Source organism: Pseudoalteromonas sp. SiA1, assembly GCF_018732205.1.
GTDB lineage: Bacteria > Pseudomonadota > Gammaproteobacteria > Enterobacterales > Alteromonadaceae > Pseudoalteromonas > Pseudoalteromonas tetraodonis.
In genome coordinates this window covers 384,197-402,242 of sequence record NZ_CP076085.1, presented here as the reverse complement: position 1 = coordinate 402,242, position 18,046 = coordinate 384,197, and the positions used below count along the sequence as shown (strand labels likewise).

13 protein-coding genes are annotated in these 18,046 nt (G+C 40.2%); 9 read left to right on the top strand and 4 right to left on the bottom strand.

The genetic code is table 11. The annotated features are described in order from the left end of the window. Positions 1 to 61 precede the first annotated feature (61 nt). Together KK487_RS17210 and KK487_RS17205 are read right to left on the bottom strand one after the other, a co-directional pair. Positions 62 to 1,219: an HDOD domain-containing protein gene (locus KK487_RS17210; protein ID WP_215522153.1), complete on the bottom strand. Its 1,158-nt coding sequence runs from the start codon at positions 1,217 to 1,219 to the stop codon at positions 62 to 64. Continuing rightward, the gene (locus KK487_RS17205; RefSeq protein ID WP_215522152.1) at positions 1,216 to 3,225 is read right to left on the bottom strand and encodes an EAL domain-containing response regulator; all 2,010 of its coding nucleotides are present in this window, start codon (positions 3,223 to 3,225) and stop codon (positions 1,216 to 1,218) included. Before KK487_RS17205 ends, KK487_RS17210 begins: the two co-directional genes overlap by 4 nt. A gap of 473 nt (positions 3,226 to 3,698) precedes the next feature. Here KK487_RS17205 and KK487_RS17200 point away from each other — a divergent pair, with 473 nt between their 5' ends. From KK487_RS17200 to hemH, 4 genes are all read left to right on the top strand, one after another. Next, positions 3,699 to 4,883: an FIST signal transduction protein gene (locus KK487_RS17200; RefSeq protein ID WP_215522151.1), complete on the top strand. Its 1,185-nt coding sequence runs from the start codon at positions 3,699 to 3,701 to the stop codon at positions 4,881 to 4,883. Continuing rightward, complete coding sequence (locus tag KK487_RS17195) at positions 4,880 to 6,289, top strand: sensor histidine kinase (RefSeq protein ID WP_215522150.1); 1,410 nt, start codon at positions 4,880 to 4,882, stop codon at positions 6,287 to 6,289. The genes KK487_RS17200 and KK487_RS17195 overlap by 4 nt, the downstream gene beginning before the upstream one ends. Positions 6,290 to 6,535: 246 nt before the next feature. Beyond that, a complete protein-coding gene (gene nosR / locus KK487_RS17190) occupies positions 6,536 to 7,873 on the top strand; it encodes a response regulator c-di-GMP phosphodiesterase, NosR family (RefSeq protein ID WP_215522149.1) in 1,338 nt (445 codons plus the stop codon). 78 nt (positions 7,874 to 7,951) lie between these two features. After that, positions 7,952 to 8,971, top strand: coding sequence for a ferrochelatase (hemH, locus tag KK487_RS17185; RefSeq protein WP_013462876.1), 1,020 nt, complete (start codon positions 7,952 to 7,954; stop codon positions 8,969 to 8,971). A gap of 156 nt (positions 8,972 to 9,127) precedes the next feature. On the opposite strand, the gene KK487_RS17180 is transcribed toward hemH, so the two are convergent. Beyond that, entirely contained in the window at positions 9,128 to 10,285 is a 1,158-nt protein-coding gene (locus tag KK487_RS17180) for a benzoate/H(+) symporter BenE family transporter (protein WP_036955364.1), read from the bottom strand. A 367-nt stretch (positions 10,286 to 10,652) separates the two neighbouring features. On the opposite strand from KK487_RS17180, the gene KK487_RS17175 reads away from it, so the two are divergent. Continuing rightward, complete coding sequence (locus KK487_RS17175; protein WP_013462874.1) at positions 10,653 to 11,366, top strand: protease inhibitor BamI-like protein; 714 nt, start codon at positions 10,653 to 10,655, stop codon at positions 11,364 to 11,366. A 72-nt stretch (positions 11,367 to 11,438) separates the two neighbouring features. Further along, positions 11,439 to 12,182, top strand: a complete 744-nt coding sequence (locus tag KK487_RS17170; RefSeq protein ID WP_024602595.1) for a M12 family metallo-peptidase — start codon at positions 11,439 to 11,441, stop codon at positions 12,180 to 12,182. Positions 12,183 to 12,302: 120 nt separating this feature from the next. Here KK487_RS17170 and KK487_RS17165 read toward each other — a convergent pair whose 3' ends face one another. After that, entirely contained in the window at positions 12,303 to 13,523 is a 1,221-nt protein-coding gene (locus KK487_RS17165; protein WP_028834310.1) for an alkaline phosphatase family protein, read from the bottom strand. Positions 13,524 to 13,673: 150 nt separating this feature from the next. Here KK487_RS17165 and dgt point away from each other — a divergent pair, with 150 nt between their 5' ends. From dgt to KK487_RS17150, 3 genes are all read left to right on the top strand, one after another. Beyond that, positions 13,674 to 15,137: a dGTPase gene (dgt, locus tag KK487_RS17160; RefSeq protein ID WP_016899096.1), complete on the top strand. Its 1,464-nt coding sequence runs from the start codon at positions 13,674 to 13,676 to the stop codon at positions 15,135 to 15,137. A 392-nt stretch (positions 15,138 to 15,529) separates the two neighbouring features. Continuing rightward, on the top strand, positions 15,530 to 17,011 hold the full coding sequence (locus KK487_RS17155; RefSeq protein ID WP_058155688.1) for a hypothetical protein: 1,482 nt from the start codon (positions 15,530 to 15,532) through the stop codon (positions 17,009 to 17,011). A 162-nt stretch (positions 17,012 to 17,173) separates the two neighbouring features. Next, the gene (locus tag KK487_RS17150) at positions 17,174 to 18,022 is read left to right on the top strand and encodes a substrate-binding periplasmic protein (RefSeq protein WP_215522148.1); all 849 of its coding nucleotides are present in this window, start codon (positions 17,174 to 17,176) and stop codon (positions 18,020 to 18,022) included. Positions 18,023 to 18,046: the final 24 nt, after the last annotated feature.

Sequence of the window (18,046 nt, the reverse complement as noted above, 5' to 3'; positions counted from 1 at the left end):
ACTATACATAGCTAGTTATGTAGTACTGTCCATTTTTAAACAATATTTTGTACAGGCCTATTTAAGAGGTATAACTATGCCAATCAAATTCACTAATTAGATGGCAAAGTATAGGGTCTACACCTTTTGAGTCACAGTATGCGCGTAACTGCATGGGGGAGTGTTTATCAAAAAGAATTTGCCTAACAATAAATAACGTATGATTAAGCGGAATTAACTCATTATCATCAGTGGCGGCTAAATCATGGCAACTCATTAATAAGCTACACATTTTCGTGTCGTATCCCCATAACTTTAAAACATAGGCCGAAATAAAGTTAGAACTAGCATATTCATCACTCACGGCTTTTTCATGCTCAAAAGACGCTTCACTTTCCCCTTGAGACAGCAAAATAATTTTGCCAACAAAACTCAATAATGCCACTGAAAATAATAGTTCTTGATCATGTAAGTTAAAACCTGCCTGCTTAGCAAAACGCTTAACACAACTAGCGTAATTCGCCGCTATATCCAATTGTTTCTCATGGATAGCCGAAGGAATAGACGATTCAAAATTTTTGGCAACTAATAAAGAAGTGGTGATAGCCATTAATATCGTTGTTCCGAGCCTCGACACAGCTTCATCAATTGACGATGTTGGCCTTACAAACCCAAGATAAGATGAGTTTGCAAGTTGCAACAATTTAGCAGTTATTATTGGCTCTTGAGAAACAACATGGGCAATGTCGTGTAAATCAAATTCATCGCTTTGTACTAACTCCCTGAGTTCTTTCAAAATAAGAGGATAAACAGGAAAGCTGATCATAGCCCCTAACTGCCTGCGCACATTAAAAGCAAAGGGTAACGACTTTAACGCCGCCACATTGTTAAAAAGTGCGGTTATGTCTGCCTCATTAAACGGTTTAGCAAGGTAAGCATGCACAACATTAGGTTGTCGCATCATGGTGCTCAATGTCATATCACCAGTAAGTAATGCTCTGACTGGATAGGGGTTTTGTGAAGAGCATTGCTCTAAAACATCCAATCCATTCATTTGCGGCATTAAATAATCACTTAATACTAAATCTAAGTCTTGCTTAGTGTTTAGCAGCTGCCAAAATTCATCAATATCAGAGGTTGTCATTATATCAACCTCTGGATAGGCTCGATGAATAGTCCTTTGTAATACTTTTAATAAAAAAGCATCATCGTCTAATATGACGACCGCTATCGAACTCATTGCGCACCTTGAGAATTGAAATGGCTTAAGTAATTACAAAAATCATCCTGCTCTAAAGGCTCACTATAGTAATAGCCTTGTATGTAGTCACAGCCTAATTTTTTAATCATTTCGCATTCAAAGGCAGTCTCTACTCCCTCAGCAACAACTTTAAGATTTAGATCATGTGACATACGCGTAATATTACGAATCATACTTTGCATTGCTAAAGACGATTCAATATCAGTAATCAGCGCTTTATCCAATTTAACGCCATCTACTGGCAGCTTAGAAAGGTAGCCAAGTGATGAATAACCCACGCCAAAGTCATCAATCAATAGCCTAAACCCCAAAGCCCTTAGTCTTATTAATTGCTGTTCGCAGGTAGCAAAATCTTCTATTAAATAGGTTTCTGTTAGCTCAAAAATCAACTGTGATGGCTCTAAATTATCGCGATTTAAGCACTCGTTCATGTAGTCAATCCAGTCCGGATCATCTTTTAATTGTCTAGCAGATAAGTTAATTGCCAATACACGCACGCCTGTATTGTTCTCTGCCCAATATTTTAGTATTTTACAACTTTGAGAGATAACCCAGCGCCCTATTGATATAATTTGACCATCGCATTCAGCAATCGGGATAAAATGTGCAGGGGGAACCCAGCCATATTTAGTTGGCTCATACCAGCGAATAAGCACCTCAGCACTAAGTACTAGCCCTGTTTTAGTATCAACTTTTGGTTGAAAACGTAATGACAGTTCATCTTTATTTACCGCTGTTAATAATAAACGGCTTAACTCAAAGTTCTTTTTATAATCTGCGACCAACTGAGGGTCAAAGCGAGAACAAATACGCTGCTGATCACCTACTTGGTAATTCATCGTCAACTGCATTTGATTAACGAGCTCTTTTCCCTCTAAACTATCCTCAGGAAACAAACCATACACACCATAAAGCTGCACGTGGGCATCGGTATATTTACTAGGAAGTGCTTTTTTCAGATCATTCATCGCCTTATTTAGAACGGTTAAAATTTCACTATCAGATTTAATTTCAGGAACAAATAATACAAACCTATCGGCGCTCTTATGAAGAACTTTGATCGCTCTTTCTGATACGCCTTTTAGCACCTCCAGAACCAATTTTATAAGGTGGCTGCCATCTTCGCCCCCTAGCAAATCATTAATTAATTGAAATTGCGAAATACCTATATAAACGAGGGCATAACATTCTTTATTCGCTTCACACAGGGCTAAATGATGATAAAAATCAGACTCGTTAGTCACCACTGATGGTGTTCTGCTAAGTTGAAAAATATTACTCATACTATTTGAGTTAATTGATAGCTTCAAAAGTTGGAAAGCATCATCATTTAAACAACGCTCTATCATAACTTCTTCGCTTTTCGCTAGATCAGAGGCGCGTGCATAATTAATAAAAAGTGTACTGCTTTGCTTGTCAATAAACGACTGACTTACCGCTTTGTGTTGAGCTGTATCTAAATAGGCGAGATGTTTGTTTTCATATAGATGAATATCAGGAATGATTTCAGCGGCAGGTGCATTAAAACGATTAATAATTCCGTTATTGTCTATCTCTATTAGGCCAGACATACTGCCCATTAATAACTGATCTCTTACTCTTTTAGCTCGGCGCTGTTCATATTTAACTTTTGCTTCGCTAATGTTCTCAAGTAACTCACTATCGACCCATGGCTTTTCTAAAAAACGAAATACCAATCCCTGATTTAATAACTCAACCACAGACTTAAAATCAGCATACCCGCTGAGCACTAAATTTACGCAATCGGGCCAATTAATTTTAACTTGGCGTAATAAATCAGCGCCGTTCATTTCTGGCATTCTAAAGTCAGTAATAATTATCTCAACTTGATTAGCCGCTAATATTTCAAGTGCCTCAAAACCACTGGATGCTGTTATTACATCATAACCAGAACGAACAAGTACTCGCTTTAAAGATTTCAATACATTAAGTTCATCGTCTACCAATAAAATTCGCAAAGCCACTATTTATACCTCAAATGAGTTTTACTTGTGCCTAGTAAATTGTTCACACAGCTCATCCATGTATCGTTACTTAATGATTTAAATAAATTCACATCAGCATGTTGTGCCTAAACACATAAGCAATAAAGTTATTTACTCGTAGCTATAATTACCTCGCTCAGCTAATGAGTGCCCTTTTAGGCCTCCTAAATTAATCCAGTGTTTCTATACACTGATGAGGATATAAGTAATTAGCAACCTTATTCAGCTTTACCGGGGCTGAAAATGTCAATATCATTAGCTTGATTTTAACGCAACGCTAACATAAATTTAAACGCAGCACGACAAATAAAACTCGTGGGCAAAGGTGATATCGACTAATAATTAGCAGCTAAATTCATTCTATTTAATATATAGTCTAGAATAAATTCTAAGCGATTATTAATAATTAAAACATCCACGGTTGTGGCTATTGTTATTACCAAGGGGCATCTATGTTCGCCATTGATACTTTTCATACTCACGGCAGCGATATAGATAAATTTATCCAACCTGTTAGTCAGTTTACGAACAACAGCCCAGATTTACTGCTTGGGTTTGCTACAACCGATACCATTAAATACCTTTTTAATAACCAGCCAGGCTTTTTAAAAAACACTCACAATTGTTTAATCATCTCTTCGTGTCTTGGGTCATCAACCGACCAAACCCTATCATTAAATGAGCAAAGTATTAGTTTATTTTCGATTATAGACTCAAATGGGCATTATGGTGTTGCTAGTTGTAATGCAACCGATAACCTAAGAGAAAATGCCGCTCAAACTGTACTTAAAGCCATTGCTAATGCAGGCCAAGCAGGCCTCGCCCCAAAAATGGTCTGGTGCTTTCAAGTCCCAGGTAATGAGGAGCTGGTTTTGCAGGGAATTCAAGATGCTATCGGGCAGCGTATACCTGTTTTTGGAGGAAGTTGTGCCGACAACGACATCTCAGCAAAATGGTGCTTTAGCGATACGGGTAATGTATACCAACAAGGCTTTATTATTGCGGTGTTATACCCCAGTGTAGAAACATTCGGCTTTTATAGTTCAGGCTACGATAAAACCGACCAGCAAGGTACAGTGACAGACGTTGATGGTCGTTTATTAAAAACAATTGATAACCAGCCCGCCTTTGATGTTTATAATCAGTGGCGAAAAAACATAGGTTTAAACGCCTTAACTTCAGGAAATATTCTTGCTCAATCAACAATGACCCCATTGGCAAGCGCCCTTTCTTTAAATGATGAAATCCCTCGATTACTGTTAAGTCATCCAGCGGTAGCTGAAAATGGCACGCTAGAATTATTTTCAAATTTAAGCGTTGGCGATACTATTTATTTAGCTTCGGGAAGCCCAGAGCAACTAATTAAACGAGGTGATATGGTTGTCACCTCATTAACTAAATTGGCAGAACTCCATGCCATAAAAAATATTACCGGCGCTATTATTATTTTTTGCGGAGGCTGTATGCTGTCAATTAAAGACGCCATGCAAGAAGTAAAAGAGTCTATTGCAGCACAACTACCCAACACCCCATTTATTATGGGCTTTACTTTTGGGGAGCTCGGCACATTCAGCGATTCAACAAGTAAACATGGTAATTTAATGATTTCATGCGAAATCTTTGGTGGCCCTGAATGAGTAGCAATGAAATACTGTTAGAAAAGCTACACTTATTACAAGTTCATAATTTAGCACTTGAAGAAAACCGTGCCTTTAATAGCCTGATCTTAAATGGCTTAGATGCCATTTTAAAGAACGACAAAACTGAAACCTTACTCACTGAGTTTTTTGATATTTTGCATCAAGCCATTGCTTTTTCTGCGGCTATTTTAATTAAAATAAACCCCAGCAATGAAACCACGACGTTAATTACAGCATCGCACCCACAAAGTGATGAAATAATTACCCAACTCAAAGCACTAAATAAACCCAATAGAAACATTAAAAATGTATTTAACTTACACCAACTTCCTGATTGGCAAGTAACTGATCCTTTTTGGCATTCGCAGCATGCAATGCTCACCACCCCAGTAAGTACCAGTACAGAAAGCTACCAGCTCTATATTTTTTCAGAAACAATTGGCGCATTTAATCAGCACGATATTACTTTAATGCAACGCTTTGTCAGCTTTGCAGGGAATACAATTTCACAATTTGAAAAACGAAATTTACTTGTTAAACAAAAAGAAATGGAAGAAAAACAAAGTAACATTGAACAAGTGTTAATCAACTCTGAAAAAATGGCTTCGTTAGGGCAAATGGCGGCAGGCGTTGCACACGAAATAAACAACCCTTTAAGCTACATTGTCAGTAATATCCAAAATTTGGCTTACAACCTTGAGCAATTTAGTCATTTAATTAACGCACTCAAAGCTGAAAAAGCCATAGCGCAGCAACCATTAGCAGATACGCTGCAACATTATCAATTTGATGAATTAGAAACAGACTCAAGCGATATCATTGCTGAAATGACTGAAGGGGCTGATCGTGTTAAGGAGATTGTTCAAGGATTAAGGCAATTTGCTCATCCGGATCAAACCCAAATTGGCGATATTGATATAACCGAGCTCATTGATAATACATTACGTGTTGCTTGGAATGAAATTAAATACAACGCCAACGTTGAAAAACACTACGACACAGAACCCGTTATCATCACAGGACGTTCGACCCAGCTCTCTCAGGTATTTTTAAATTTATTTTTTAACGCCGCTCAAGCCATTTGCGACAAAGTCGGTGTCATCAGTATTACCACTAAAGCCGATAAAAAAAATGCCTATATAACTATTGCCGATAATGGCAGTGGAATTGATGAGGACAAATTAAATAAAATTTTTGACCCTTTCTATACTACAAAACCAATAGGCCAAGGCACAGGGTTAGGGCTAGCTATAAGTAAAGCAATTATAGAGCAACATAGTGGCCAAATTCGAGTTGAAAGCCAGTTAAACCAAGGCACTGCTTTTTATATTACGTTACCTAAAAAGCCCACATTAACTGACGACGTACTGACCATATTACATGCCAACAAACAAATTGAGTAAGCTATGTCACACTCTCGATTTTGCTTAGATTCGATTTTATTTAAATAAGTACTCATCTAAATTACAGAGAATTACAGTAAAAATAGATGCAAACTACAACACAGCGTTACCTTATTTAATCCTAACAACAATGATTTGCGTATTGTTCAAATAGTATACTTGGAAACGGCTTAAATAAATCAGTTGTTTACAACCAAAGCTTAGACTAAATTTAGCTATAAAACTCACTATCTTATTGGTAAAAAAATGACGGACATTGATGTATTAGAGCAATTAAATGAACAGCCGCCGAGCATTTTATGCCTGGATGATGAGGCTAATGTACTCAAATCTTTAGTACGACTTTTACGCCAGTATAAATTTGATGTGAGTGTTTCAACCAGTGGCCATGATGCACTTGAAAAAATGCAAAAAAAACAGTTTGATGTCGTAATTAGCGACATGCGTATGCCACTAATGAGCGGTGCTGAGTTTTTAGCTAAAGCAAGAAAAGTTGCCCCCGATAGCCAGCGTATTTTGTTAACTGGTTTTTCTGATTTAGAGTCAACAATTAGTGCTGTTAATGAAGGAGGCATTCACGCCTACGTGCAAAAGCCTTGGCAAAACGATCACTTAATTAGCGTTATCCAATCAGGCGTCGAAAAGTTTAGACTCAAAAAGCAAAATGAGATTTTACAGCGCCATGTAAATCAGCAAAATGAACAATTAAAAGAGCTGAATACTAACCTAGAGCAACTCGTCGAAAAGCGGACAAAACAAATTAGAAGCGTATTAAAAAAACTTGAAGTCGCTAATGAAAGTGAAAAACGAGAGCACCAATCTACTGTTGAACTGCTTTATAATTTTATCAATGCGAATCCTTATCTCGATGGTAAAAGAGCAGAAAATATAGCCGGTACATGTACTCAAATAGCGCGTTACCTTAACGTATCGCAAAAAAGCATTGAACTTGCGCCTATTGCGGGGTATTTGGCTCAAATTGGTTTACTTGCTATGGACCCTGAGCTTTACAACAAACCCATTAACGAGCTTAATGAAGTTCAAAGAAAAACGTTTTACACCCACCCAAGTATTTCACAATTAATGCTCATGCCTGCGACTCATTTAAGCGATGTGTCTGATGCAATTTACCACCAATTCGAACGCTACAATGGCCAAGGTATTCCCAAAGGACTTGCTAAAAACGATATTCCCATTGGTGCTATGGTGCTCAGTGTTGCTCGTGACTATTGGGAGGGTTACGAGCAAAGTGAGCCGCTACTGACAACAAAACAACGCCATCAATTTGCGCTCAATAGTATTAAATCAAACAGTGGCAGCTTATATCATCCGCGTATTGTCGATGCACTTGAAGCCAGCCACGCTAAACTCATTACCTCTGACAGCTCTATTGGTTCAATAAAGGTGATGAGCGCACAAGAACTCGAAGAAAATATGATATTGGCAAACTCACTGCACAGCCATACAGGTATTATGCTTTTGCCTAAAGGACATATTTTCAATACGAAATCGATTGTTAAGCTACAACAACTCGAAGCTAAAAAGCCGACCCCATTTAGAATTATGGTTAAAATGGCTAAATGATTGATCTAAAATACTCTTTTATTCGTTATACTAAGCCTAAATAGATACCTCTAAATCCATTGCTTGAAGGAGCACAACGTGTCGCGATTTTCTGCCGTTACCGACAATCCCCACGACGGGCGTTTTAACCAAAAAACGGGAATACTTCTGACCAACTTAGGTAGCCCCGATGCCCCAACAGCAAGTGCATTGCGTATTTACTTACGTGAGTTTTTGTCAGACCCTCGTATCGTAGAAATACCGCGTATTGTGTGGATGCTTATTCTGCATGGCATCATTTTGCGTATACGCCCAAAGCGCTCAGCTAAATTGTATAAAAGCATATGGACTGAAAATGGCTCACCACTGACCCACATTACACGCCAACAAAGCATTAAATTAAATGCCTTATTAAAACAGCACGGCTATACCAACACCGAAGTGGTTATGGCGATGCGCTATGGTAATCCATCAATCGAAGCGGGCCTTGAAGAGCTCAGAGATAAAGGCTTAACCCGCATTATTGTGTTACCACTTTACCCACAATATTCAAGTCCAACCACAGGCTCAACATTTGATGCCGTGGCAAATGTATTAAAAAAATGGCGCTGGGTGCCAGAGCTACACTTTGTAAATGGGTATCACAAAAACCCAACCTACCTAGAGTCGCTTGCTAACAGCATTAGCGAAGATTTAGAAAAACACGGCATGCCACAAAAAATGGTGTTTTCATATCATGGTATGCCTAAACAGTTTTTAGATAATGGCGACCCCTATCACTGCCTATGCCAACAAACCACCCGTTTAGTGGTAGAAAAGCTAGGCCTAGATAAAAACAAAGTGATCACCACCTTCCAAAGCCGTTTTGGTAAAGCTGAATGGTTAAAACCTTACACAGATGCAACTCTTGAGAGCTTACCTGGCGAAGGAATTAAAGATGTGGCTATTATCAGCCCAGCCTTTAGCGCCGACTGCCTAGAAACACTTGAAGAATTGGAAGGTGAAAACCGAGAGATTTTTGAAGAAGCCGGCGGCGAAAAATACCGTTATATAGCAGCGCTTAACGACCGTGACGATCACATAGACGCCATGTTTGATGTGTTAAAACCAATGCTATAAAACGGGGACAGCAGCGGTTAGGTTTTAGCTGTCAGCGATCAGCAAGAGATCAGCTAAGTGCGGTGATCGACTGTAGGCGTGAGTTTACCTCGCGCGCACAGTACCAAACCCGTTGCTCGACACCCGATCCCCGCACCTAACACCTAAAATCTGCTCTTAGCTCTTACGTGTCACCATTAACGTGAGTGCTCCTGCTATTATCCCCCAGCATGCAGAGCCGACTGACCATAACGTTAAATCAGAAGCCGTAACTAAAAAGGTAATAATGGCCGCCTCTGTATATTCAGGACTGTGCAAAGACTGCTGCAAACTATTAGCGATGGTGCCAAACAGTGCAATACCCGCTAACGCCAATACCAGTGCTTGCGGCAGGCTTGCTACAATCGCCACTAGCATTGCAGCACACAGCGCCATAATAATGTAAAACATCCCACCAGCAATGCTCGCCCAATAGCGCTTATCAGGGTCTTTATCGGCCTCTTCGCTCATACAAATAGCAGCCGTAATGGCCGCTAAATTAATTGAATAAGTGCCAAATGGCGCGGTTACTAAATTTATTAACCCGGTCACAGTTAATGACGATGATATTGGCGCTTTATAGTTATGCGCTTTTAAAATAGCGAAACCGGGTAAGTTTTGTGAAGTCATAGTTACTATATACAAAGGAATACTAATACTTATAAATGCCTGCAAACTAAAGCTTGGTGCAATATAAGCAAAGCTGCTTGCCTGCCACTGCACGGTGCTGGTATCGATATTTCCCATATACCAGGCTAAAAATATACCCGCTAACAATACACTTAGCATTGCAAACCGAGCAAAAAAGCGCTTGCCAATAAAGTACACCACCACCATTAAACCAATCACTAATGGCAAGTCGTTCATAAAGTTAAACACATCAATACCAAATGTGACTAATACCCCCGCTAACATAGCACAGGCCAGTTCACTGGGAATACGGTTCATGATTTTTTCAAACCAACCGGTAATGCCAGATACCAATACCAATAAGGCTGATAGCATAAATGCGCCTATCGCTTCATGTAAGCTGTAGCCCTGGGCACTTGAGATCAGTAATGCTGCACCGGTGGTCGACCATGCAATTAAAATGGGCACCTTATAATAAAACGACAGCACAATAGACGTACCGCCCATTACTAGCCCCAGCATTAATATCCAGCTTGCCACAAGTTCAGGTGTACCACCTAAGGTGATCACCACTTGATAAATCAATGCAATAGAACTTGAAAAACCAATAATGACCGCAACAAGTCCTGCCATAATTCGACTAAGTAACTGATCAGTCCCTGCCATAATTCCCTCTTTTAATAGGTGTTTAACGATACAACATACTTTGCCTATTTATACTTTGCAATTAGCCCTTTGAATAATGAAAAATGATCACGTTACTAAAAAATTTTATTGGTCAGTTTTGCTTGTCAAAATCGGTGTGATTTAAAAAACACACGTACCCAAAAACATGCCACAGGGTGCACCATTACTACAAAAAAGCCATCCTATTAAACCAAAAAAATATACCTAAAAAAGGTAAAGCAAATACTTACAATAAGTTATAAAAAAAGCAATTACCACTTTATGATTACAATTTAAATTTGATCTAATTCTTTTTTTAAGATAAAACTTAACAATTAGTTCACCATTTAACCTAAAAGAGAAACAGATGAAACGTTACATTGTTTTAACTATCGCTATTCCTTTGTCTGTATTTGCCTTGTATACGCTGCTTAATGATCAGAAAAAAACCGATGAGGTAGAAGCGCCCATTGCTATTGATATCGTTCCTGTTGATTCTGAGTTTGCAAAAAAAACACATAACCCATCGCCCATTGATATGAGTAAAGACCCTATTGCAGCAAAACCCGCTAACATTGAATCAAACGTACCTTCAAACTCATTTGACGCAATTAATAAACCTTCAGCAAAGGCTAAAGAAATACTTAAAGCGGCAAAAGTACTGCCAACCGATTTACAAAATGAAGCCTACATAGAATTTGATCTAGCGGCGCTAAAAACCCTCAAAACGGGTGATAATTTTGACCTTGCAATACCACAAACCGCAGAAACCTACAGCGCTGAAATAACCAATGTAACCCATGCCAGTAACGGCGATAAAAGCATTGTTGGTCAGGTTATTGGGGCCAATGGCGCAATGCACACCACCATATTAACCGTTGGCAATGATGCGGTTTACGGTCAATTTACAGCCCCAAGTGGTAATTATGTTTTTGAAAGTAAAGGTCAATATGGCTGGATTGCAGCTAAGCGTGACCTATATAAAACACATATAGAGCATCAGGTTGGTGAACCTGCACCAAAAAATGCGGATGACACAGACCCATTTGCACCTCGTGCTGAAAACACGCCCTCTTTTTAAACAAACCTGTCAACGCAGGCAACAAGACCTAGCAGTAAACACTGCAATCGTAAAAAGTAAGGAAATACAACAATGAAAAAAGTAATTTCAACAGCCGCTATTGCAACGGCGCTATGTGCGGCCAGCACAGTGTCAGCAGAAACCATTGATATTGGTATTTTATATACCGATCAATCTGCAGCAGCTACCAGTAATATCAATACCAAAATTAATCAGCTTATTGCTTTTAGTAACCAGGTATACAGCCAAAATGGCGTTGACATTACGCTACGTTTAGTTGGGACTCAAAATTTAGGTGACTATGCAGTAACCCCTTCTGAAGATTGGTTAAATGCCGTCACAAATAGTAGTTACGTAGATGGTTTACGCAATGATTGGAAAGCCGACATGGTTGCCGTACTCGGTACAGGCCAAAGTGCAGGTAACGGTTTAATTTCATGTGGCTTAGCATGGGTTGGCCAAGGCACAAATGGTAATTTATACAGCTCAATGAGCAGCCGCATGTACTCAATCACCGCAATCGATTGTGGAGCCACAACCTTTGTTCATGAGCTTGGTCATAACCAAGGTTTAGCGCATTCACGTAAGCAAGGCGATACAGCCGGTGGTGTATACGTTGATGGTATGGGGCACGGTGTACAAAATGAATTTGCCAGTATTATGGCCTACCCATTTGTATTTGGCAGTGCAACGCAGTACGACTATTTCTCAAACCCTAACTGGAGCGTAAACGGTATCCCATTTGGGGTGACCAATCAGTCGTACGCCATTCGTACCGTTACCGACACAAAAACCAGTATCGCTAACTTTAAATAAGCTCAATGCTGAATAATAAATGTATTCTCAAAATTCAGCTTAAATAACAATGTAAACATGGGTTAATAATCCATGCTGACCAATTAAGTTTCCCTTGCGGAGCGCCTCGGCGCTCTTTTTTTAATGATTAATCATTTTCTGTTTTATGGCAGGGAGTAAGGTTTCACCATCGCTATCCACTTTACTCATTAGCTTTAAACCCATCACCTTAGCAAGCACAGGGTAAATATCTAAATTATTCACTCGCTCAATGCTCACCCCTTTTTTAAACGCCGGCCCGGTAGCAATAAATGTCGCTGCCATATCATCGGTATAGGCATAGCCATGCGTTCCTAAGTAAGGCACTTTAGCACTACTGCTAAATACCGCAGGCGCTGTCGTTTGTACCACAATATCGCCCACACGAGTGCCTTTATTATAGTGATATCCTGCAAGCTGCTCCTCTGTTAGTACCGTGTAGCGTCCTTTTGCTGCATGTTGTAAACGGGCTTTATAAGCCTCAACATCTGCATTTTTAGCATCGCTTTTAGTATAAATAAGTAATCGAGGACCGGTATTTACAACCATAAAGTTATCATCTTTAGGTAAGCTGCTCACAACAATGCTCTGCTCAGGCTCAACTTGTGCCATACCATGATCAGACACAATCACCAGATTTACCTCTTGCTCTAACTTACTCAAGCGGGTTTTTAATTGCCCCATCAGCGCATCTAGCTGTTTAACGGCATCACGCGTTTGCACCGCATCAGGGCCATATTCATGCCCCATGCTATCCACTAACGAAAAATAACTTGCCACAAAACGCGGGCGCTGTGCTTTAGGTAAGCTTAACCATTGAATGATTTGATCAATTCGGTCTTGGTAGTCACCTTGTTTAGAGTAGTGAAAATAATAGTCAGGCGTCATACCATTAAAGCGCGCATCCGACTCAGGCCAAAAGTATACCGCCGATTTAAGCCCATGCATTTTAACTAAATTCCACAGTGGTGTGCCGCGTACCCAGGTACTGTCTTTTTGTCCTTTCCCCATGCTGTAGCATTCATTATTGCGCGCTTTGTCACAAAACTTATTATCTACAATGCCATGGTTAACTGGCAGTAAACCGGTGATCACCGAAATATGATTTGGAAACGTTTTAGTAGGATAAACAGGCTGCATTTTTTGCGCTCTTACGCCTTGCTCACCCATTGCTTTTAAATTAGGCGCACCGTGCTTTTCAATGTAATCCCAACGCAAGCCATCAATAGAGATCATAACAACCGTTTGCTCTTTAGCGGCAAACGCACTATTCACACCCAATAAAAGGCAAAAACACATTACCTTAGTGATCCACAACTTCATTTTAAATACCTAGATGTATGTTAATTTTATAAAAAATAATACTAAAGCAAGTTGTTACTTTATGATACATGCTGATAAATTAAAGCAAACTATTAAAAATAAATAATCGTGCGTTTAATAAGTGCTTAATTCACATAAAAAAGGATTACCATGATCAACTTCAGTAGCAAAGTAACCCCTGCACGTATGCAGCGCACCACTGCCAATTTACAAATGGCGCTTGAGAGCGATCGTGGCCGAATTATTAATAGTGCAGCCATTCGTCGGCTGCAACAAAAAACCCAAGTATTTCCGCTGGAGCGCAACGCGGCTGTGCGTTCGCGCCTAACTCACTCATTAGAAGTTCAGCAAGTTGGCCGCTTTATTGTGCAGCGCATCTTTGCCAATTTAAATTACCAGCAACAAAAAGAATATGGTTTATCGGGTTTAGAGCGCCCACTAGAAACCCTAGTAGAAATGGCCTGCCTAATGCACGATATAGGTAACCCGCCGTTTGGTCACTTTGGCGAAGCGGCTATTAATAATTGGTTTAATGCTAATTTAGCCAGCATTACGCCTGAGCGTTGCCAAACCACAAACAGCAGCATTGGCGTTATTTTTAAACATTTAGCCCAAGATATTTGCAGCTTTGAAGGCAACGCTCAAGGCATACGCATTATTCACTCTTTGCTGAGCCTAAATTTAACCTATAGCCAAACTGCCGCTATTTTAAAGTACACCCGTCCGGCTAGTTTAGCGAAGCAAGATATTCCTCAAAATAAAAACTACATTATGAAAAAAGTGGGGTATTACTACAGTGAAAAAAGCTTTGTTGAAGCACTGCAAACTGAGCTGAAAATGGAGCCCTATTGCCGTCACCCTGCCAGTTATATTATGGAAGCCGCTGACGATATTTCTTATTGCCTTGCCGACATAGAAGACGCCGTAGAAAAAGACATTATCACCACACAGTTATTATGCGAGCAACTAAAAAAGCAGTATCAAAAAGCATTAATTAACCTCGCTCTTAACGACACTCAACACCAAAGCTTTGTGGACGACGCTATAAACTACGCCATAGAACGAGCACAAGCACAGCCCTTTAATTTTAATAGTGAGTTTTTTATTTATTTACGCGTGTCATTACTGCACCCGCTAGTAAACCATGCCGCAAAACGCTTTATTGAAAACATAGAGCCAATTTATCATGGCGACTTTAACCATGCATTATTAGAAGATCGCAGCTACCTGCATGCAGCAACCCAAGCGCTCAAACAAGTCGCGCTTGAGCATGTATTTTCGCACAAAGAAGTCGAAAAGCTCGAACTGCAAGGCTACCGTATTATTAATGGCCTACTCGATTGTTATAAACCTTTGCTGCTTTTGAGTAGCGATGACTTTAAACGTGCATTGCATGGCGACAACCGCTTATTAATAGAATCGAGACTCGTTAAAAAACTCTCTAAAAAGCATTTAAGTAGCTATCAGCATGCCATAAATGCGATGCAAGAAGAGCCCGATCATTTTGCCGCCTATGAATTTTATTATCGCTGTCGGTTAATTCAAGACTACATTAGCGGTATGACCGATCAATTTGCTTACGACGAGTACCGAAGCTTAATGGTAATTGACTAGGGTCTGTTGACCTTTCAAGGTTAAATTTGCAGCAGTCTGTTTGGTATTTAGGCAAGGCAGAGCCTATGTGGTGTGGTTATTCCCCATAAATAGGCGATAACGCAGCATCAATGCCAAACAGGCGCTGCCCTTCGGGTTCTGCCTAGGGGCGATTTACTCTTTGTTGCCTACATGGATGTAGGTAAGGGGCGTGAGCAGGACGCGGAAGCTTTGCTCGGTTTTTACTTAGTCCACTAGGTTACAAACCTCGCGTCGCGATTAAACCGCCCCTAGTTTGAACAAATTGTAATCCGCAAAGGTCAACAGACCCTAATTAACGCTAGGCGCTTCTAGATAATTTTTCACTTTACGCTTAAGATTAGGGCATTGATGCTTAACTACTTTTGAGTTTTATGAAACCGTTACTGAGTTGCTTACTTTTTTGTTTTGCTTTGTTTTATAGTGCCAGCAGTGCCGCTTATAACGAAGCTATGTGTATTCTTATAAAACAAGAAATGCAGCAACACAGCAATAATAAAGCCAGCCGTAAATACCGTAATGCTGCGCGAGACTTTGAAAAAAACTGCAGTGATCCGCAAGCGGCACGCACTTTGCCAGTACCAAAGCCTAAACCGCAGCCGGTTATTGAACAATCGACCCCGGAGGTTGTAAAACCACAACAAACAGAACCCACTTTACAGCCAACGTTGCCAGACGCTGCAACTGAGCAAAGTGCAACTGGACCCCAAAATAATGTAATCGAAAAAAGCGCCACTCAAACTATAGAGCAAGCTAAAAAAAATGCCCCAGTAGCATCAACCACAACAGCACCTGATGAGTCACAAGTCAATGTAACAGCAGCGGCTGAACAAAGCGGCGCTTCTGAAAAAAATGCACAGCCCAGCAAAATACCGGTCAGTGAATTATCAAACACTGAGGAAAATACGCAACCAGAGGTAAAAAAAGCCACCGTTGAGCCTGCACAAACCGCCGTACCTATTACTATAAAAGCCAGCGAGCAAACAGCCGTTATTGCCTCTTCAATGCCCAAAGGGGCTAATATAATCTCGCTAGTATTACCAAGTGTGGCACTATTGTTAATTGTGGTAATTACGGTTGTGGTATTAATGCGCCTGCGCAATATTAAGCAAAATAAACAAGCGGCTGATACTGGCATACCATTGCAAATGCCCCCAAGTCACGACAATGATCAAACTCACAGTGTTGTTACTGAGCCGATGGTGACTGGCTCTGATCTGCAAAACCCAGCCGTCGAAAGCAAGGGTAAAGAGCCTGATTCTAGTCGAGTTAATACAGTGAAAATAAAGCCGGAGCCTAACACGGCAGAGTTTGAAGCAGCTGCTAAAGCAACCTTAGAGCGGATAAAAAATGCAACAGAGTTTGCCGAGCCACAAGTAAGAGATTTTGACCCCGAAGCCAAACAAACCAAAATTCAGCGTAATCCTATAAATCAGCCAATCAAAAAGGTACGACAAGAAGCGCCTATAAAGCCTTCACACAGCGCACCTGAACCCATTGTACCCCATCAGCCACAAGCTGATTTCCATCCTGCAAAAACGCAGCGTTCATCATTAAGCTCAACCACTGAACACGACTTTAAAGAGCCGGAAGTACGCACTTTCGATCCCGACGCGCCACTACCAACTAAAAAAACTAAAGTAATGCCTGAGCAAGTAAAGGTTGCCCCTGAAGAGCCAAGTAAGCCCGATAACTCACCACAAAGCAGCAATCCATTTGCTAATTTATCGCTTGATGAAAGCTGGGATCCAAATTCTCCACAAAAACCAAAAATAGAAGAAAAAAAACGCGCGCCTAAATCACAAGCACTCATCGATGCAGAAGAACGCGCAAAAAACATGCAAACAAAAGAATAACGCGGTAACATAAAAATACTTAAAATAAGTCTGTAAAGCGACGGTATAGCCCTTAAGCCTACATTCAGTTAACGCCTTTAAAATAGCCTGTTTTTTAAGCAACGCTCAAAGCCGCTTTATATCCAAAAAGGGTATATTTAATAGAAGGAGAGACTTATACACATGCATGTTATGTTATCAGCTAAATTAAGATACCGTATTTATATCGCATCTTTTTTGCTGATGGCTTTTACCAGTCATTACACGCACGCAATTGAAGCAATACAACCCTCAAGCAAAGCGCCTAATCACCATGCTACTTTAAATATAAGTACAGGCGAATGGCCGCCTTTTTTAAGCGAATCGCTGCCTCACAAAGGCGTGGTTGCGCATTTAATTACCGATATATTTGCACAAGCTAACATTAAAGTTAACTTTACCTTTTTACCGTGGCCGCGTGCCTACCACGACACCATTAATGATAAATACGCAGCCACTGCAATATGGATGTTTGAACAACAACGTACTGAGGATTATTTTTACAGTGAGCCAGTGCTAAACGAGCGTTTTGTATTTTTTTATCATAAACAACGCCCTTTTGATTGGCAAAATCTAAACGATTTAAAAGGCTTATTACTCGGTGGTGGGCTTGCCTACAGTTACGGCAAAGACTTTGATAAAGCAGCCGATGAAGGCTTATTCGATATGTCGCGAGTAAGTACCACAGAGCAAAACTTTAAACGCTTAGCTATGGGCAGAATCGACGCCTTTGCCGAAGAGCAAAGCGTAGGCTATTTCACATTAGCGAGTAAATTACCTGACCTATTCAGCGCTATTAATCACCACCCCAAAGCATTGTTGGTAAACCAAAGCTTTATGATGTTCCCTAAAAATAACCCACTCAGTGAACAGCGGCTTGAAATATTTAACCAGCAATTACTTAAATTTAAACAAAACGGCCGTTATCAAGCCTACTTTGATGCGTTAGATAATGGCGCTTATCAACCCACAAATAGCGCCCTGGCCGACTAACCTGTAGGCAGGGCTTTATGCAGC

What these genes read in the sequence shown, in the direction of transcription:
- KK487_RS17175 (WP_013462874.1), top strand. Translation starts at nt 10,653, where the DNA reads ATGAAACGTTACATTGTTTTAACTATCGCTATTCCTTTGTCTGTATTT.
- KK487_RS17210 (WP_215522153.1), bottom strand. Translation starts at nt 1,219, where the DNA reads ATGAGTTCGATAGCGGTCGTCATATTAGACGATGATGCTTTTTTATTA.
- nosR (WP_215522149.1), top strand. Translation starts at nt 6,536, where the DNA reads ATGACGGACATTGATGTATTAGAGCAATTAAATGAACAGCCGCCGAGC.
- KK487_RS17155 (WP_058155688.1), top strand. Translation starts at nt 15,530, where the DNA reads ATGAAACCGTTACTGAGTTGCTTACTTTTTTGTTTTGCTTTGTTTTAT.
- KK487_RS17195 (WP_215522150.1), top strand. Translation starts at nt 4,880, where the DNA reads ATGAGTAGCAATGAAATACTGTTAGAAAAGCTACACTTATTACAAGTT.
- dgt (WP_016899096.1), top strand. Translation starts at nt 13,674, where the DNA reads ATGATCAACTTCAGTAGCAAAGTAACCCCTGCACGTATGCAGCGCACC.
- KK487_RS17170 (WP_024602595.1), top strand. Translation starts at nt 11,439, where the DNA reads ATGAAAAAAGTAATTTCAACAGCCGCTATTGCAACGGCGCTATGTGCG.
- KK487_RS17200 (WP_215522151.1), top strand. Translation starts at nt 3,699, where the DNA reads ATGTTCGCCATTGATACTTTTCATACTCACGGCAGCGATATAGATAAA.
- KK487_RS17150 (WP_215522148.1), top strand. Translation starts at nt 17,174, where the DNA reads ATGCATGTTATGTTATCAGCTAAATTAAGATACCGTATTTATATCGCA.
- KK487_RS17165 (WP_028834310.1), bottom strand. Translation starts at nt 13,523, where the DNA reads ATGAAGTTGTGGATCACTAAGGTAATGTGTTTTTGCCTTTTATTGGGT.
- KK487_RS17180 (WP_036955364.1), bottom strand. Translation starts at nt 10,285, where the DNA reads ATGGCAGGGACTGATCAGTTACTTAGTCGAATTATGGCAGGACTTGTT.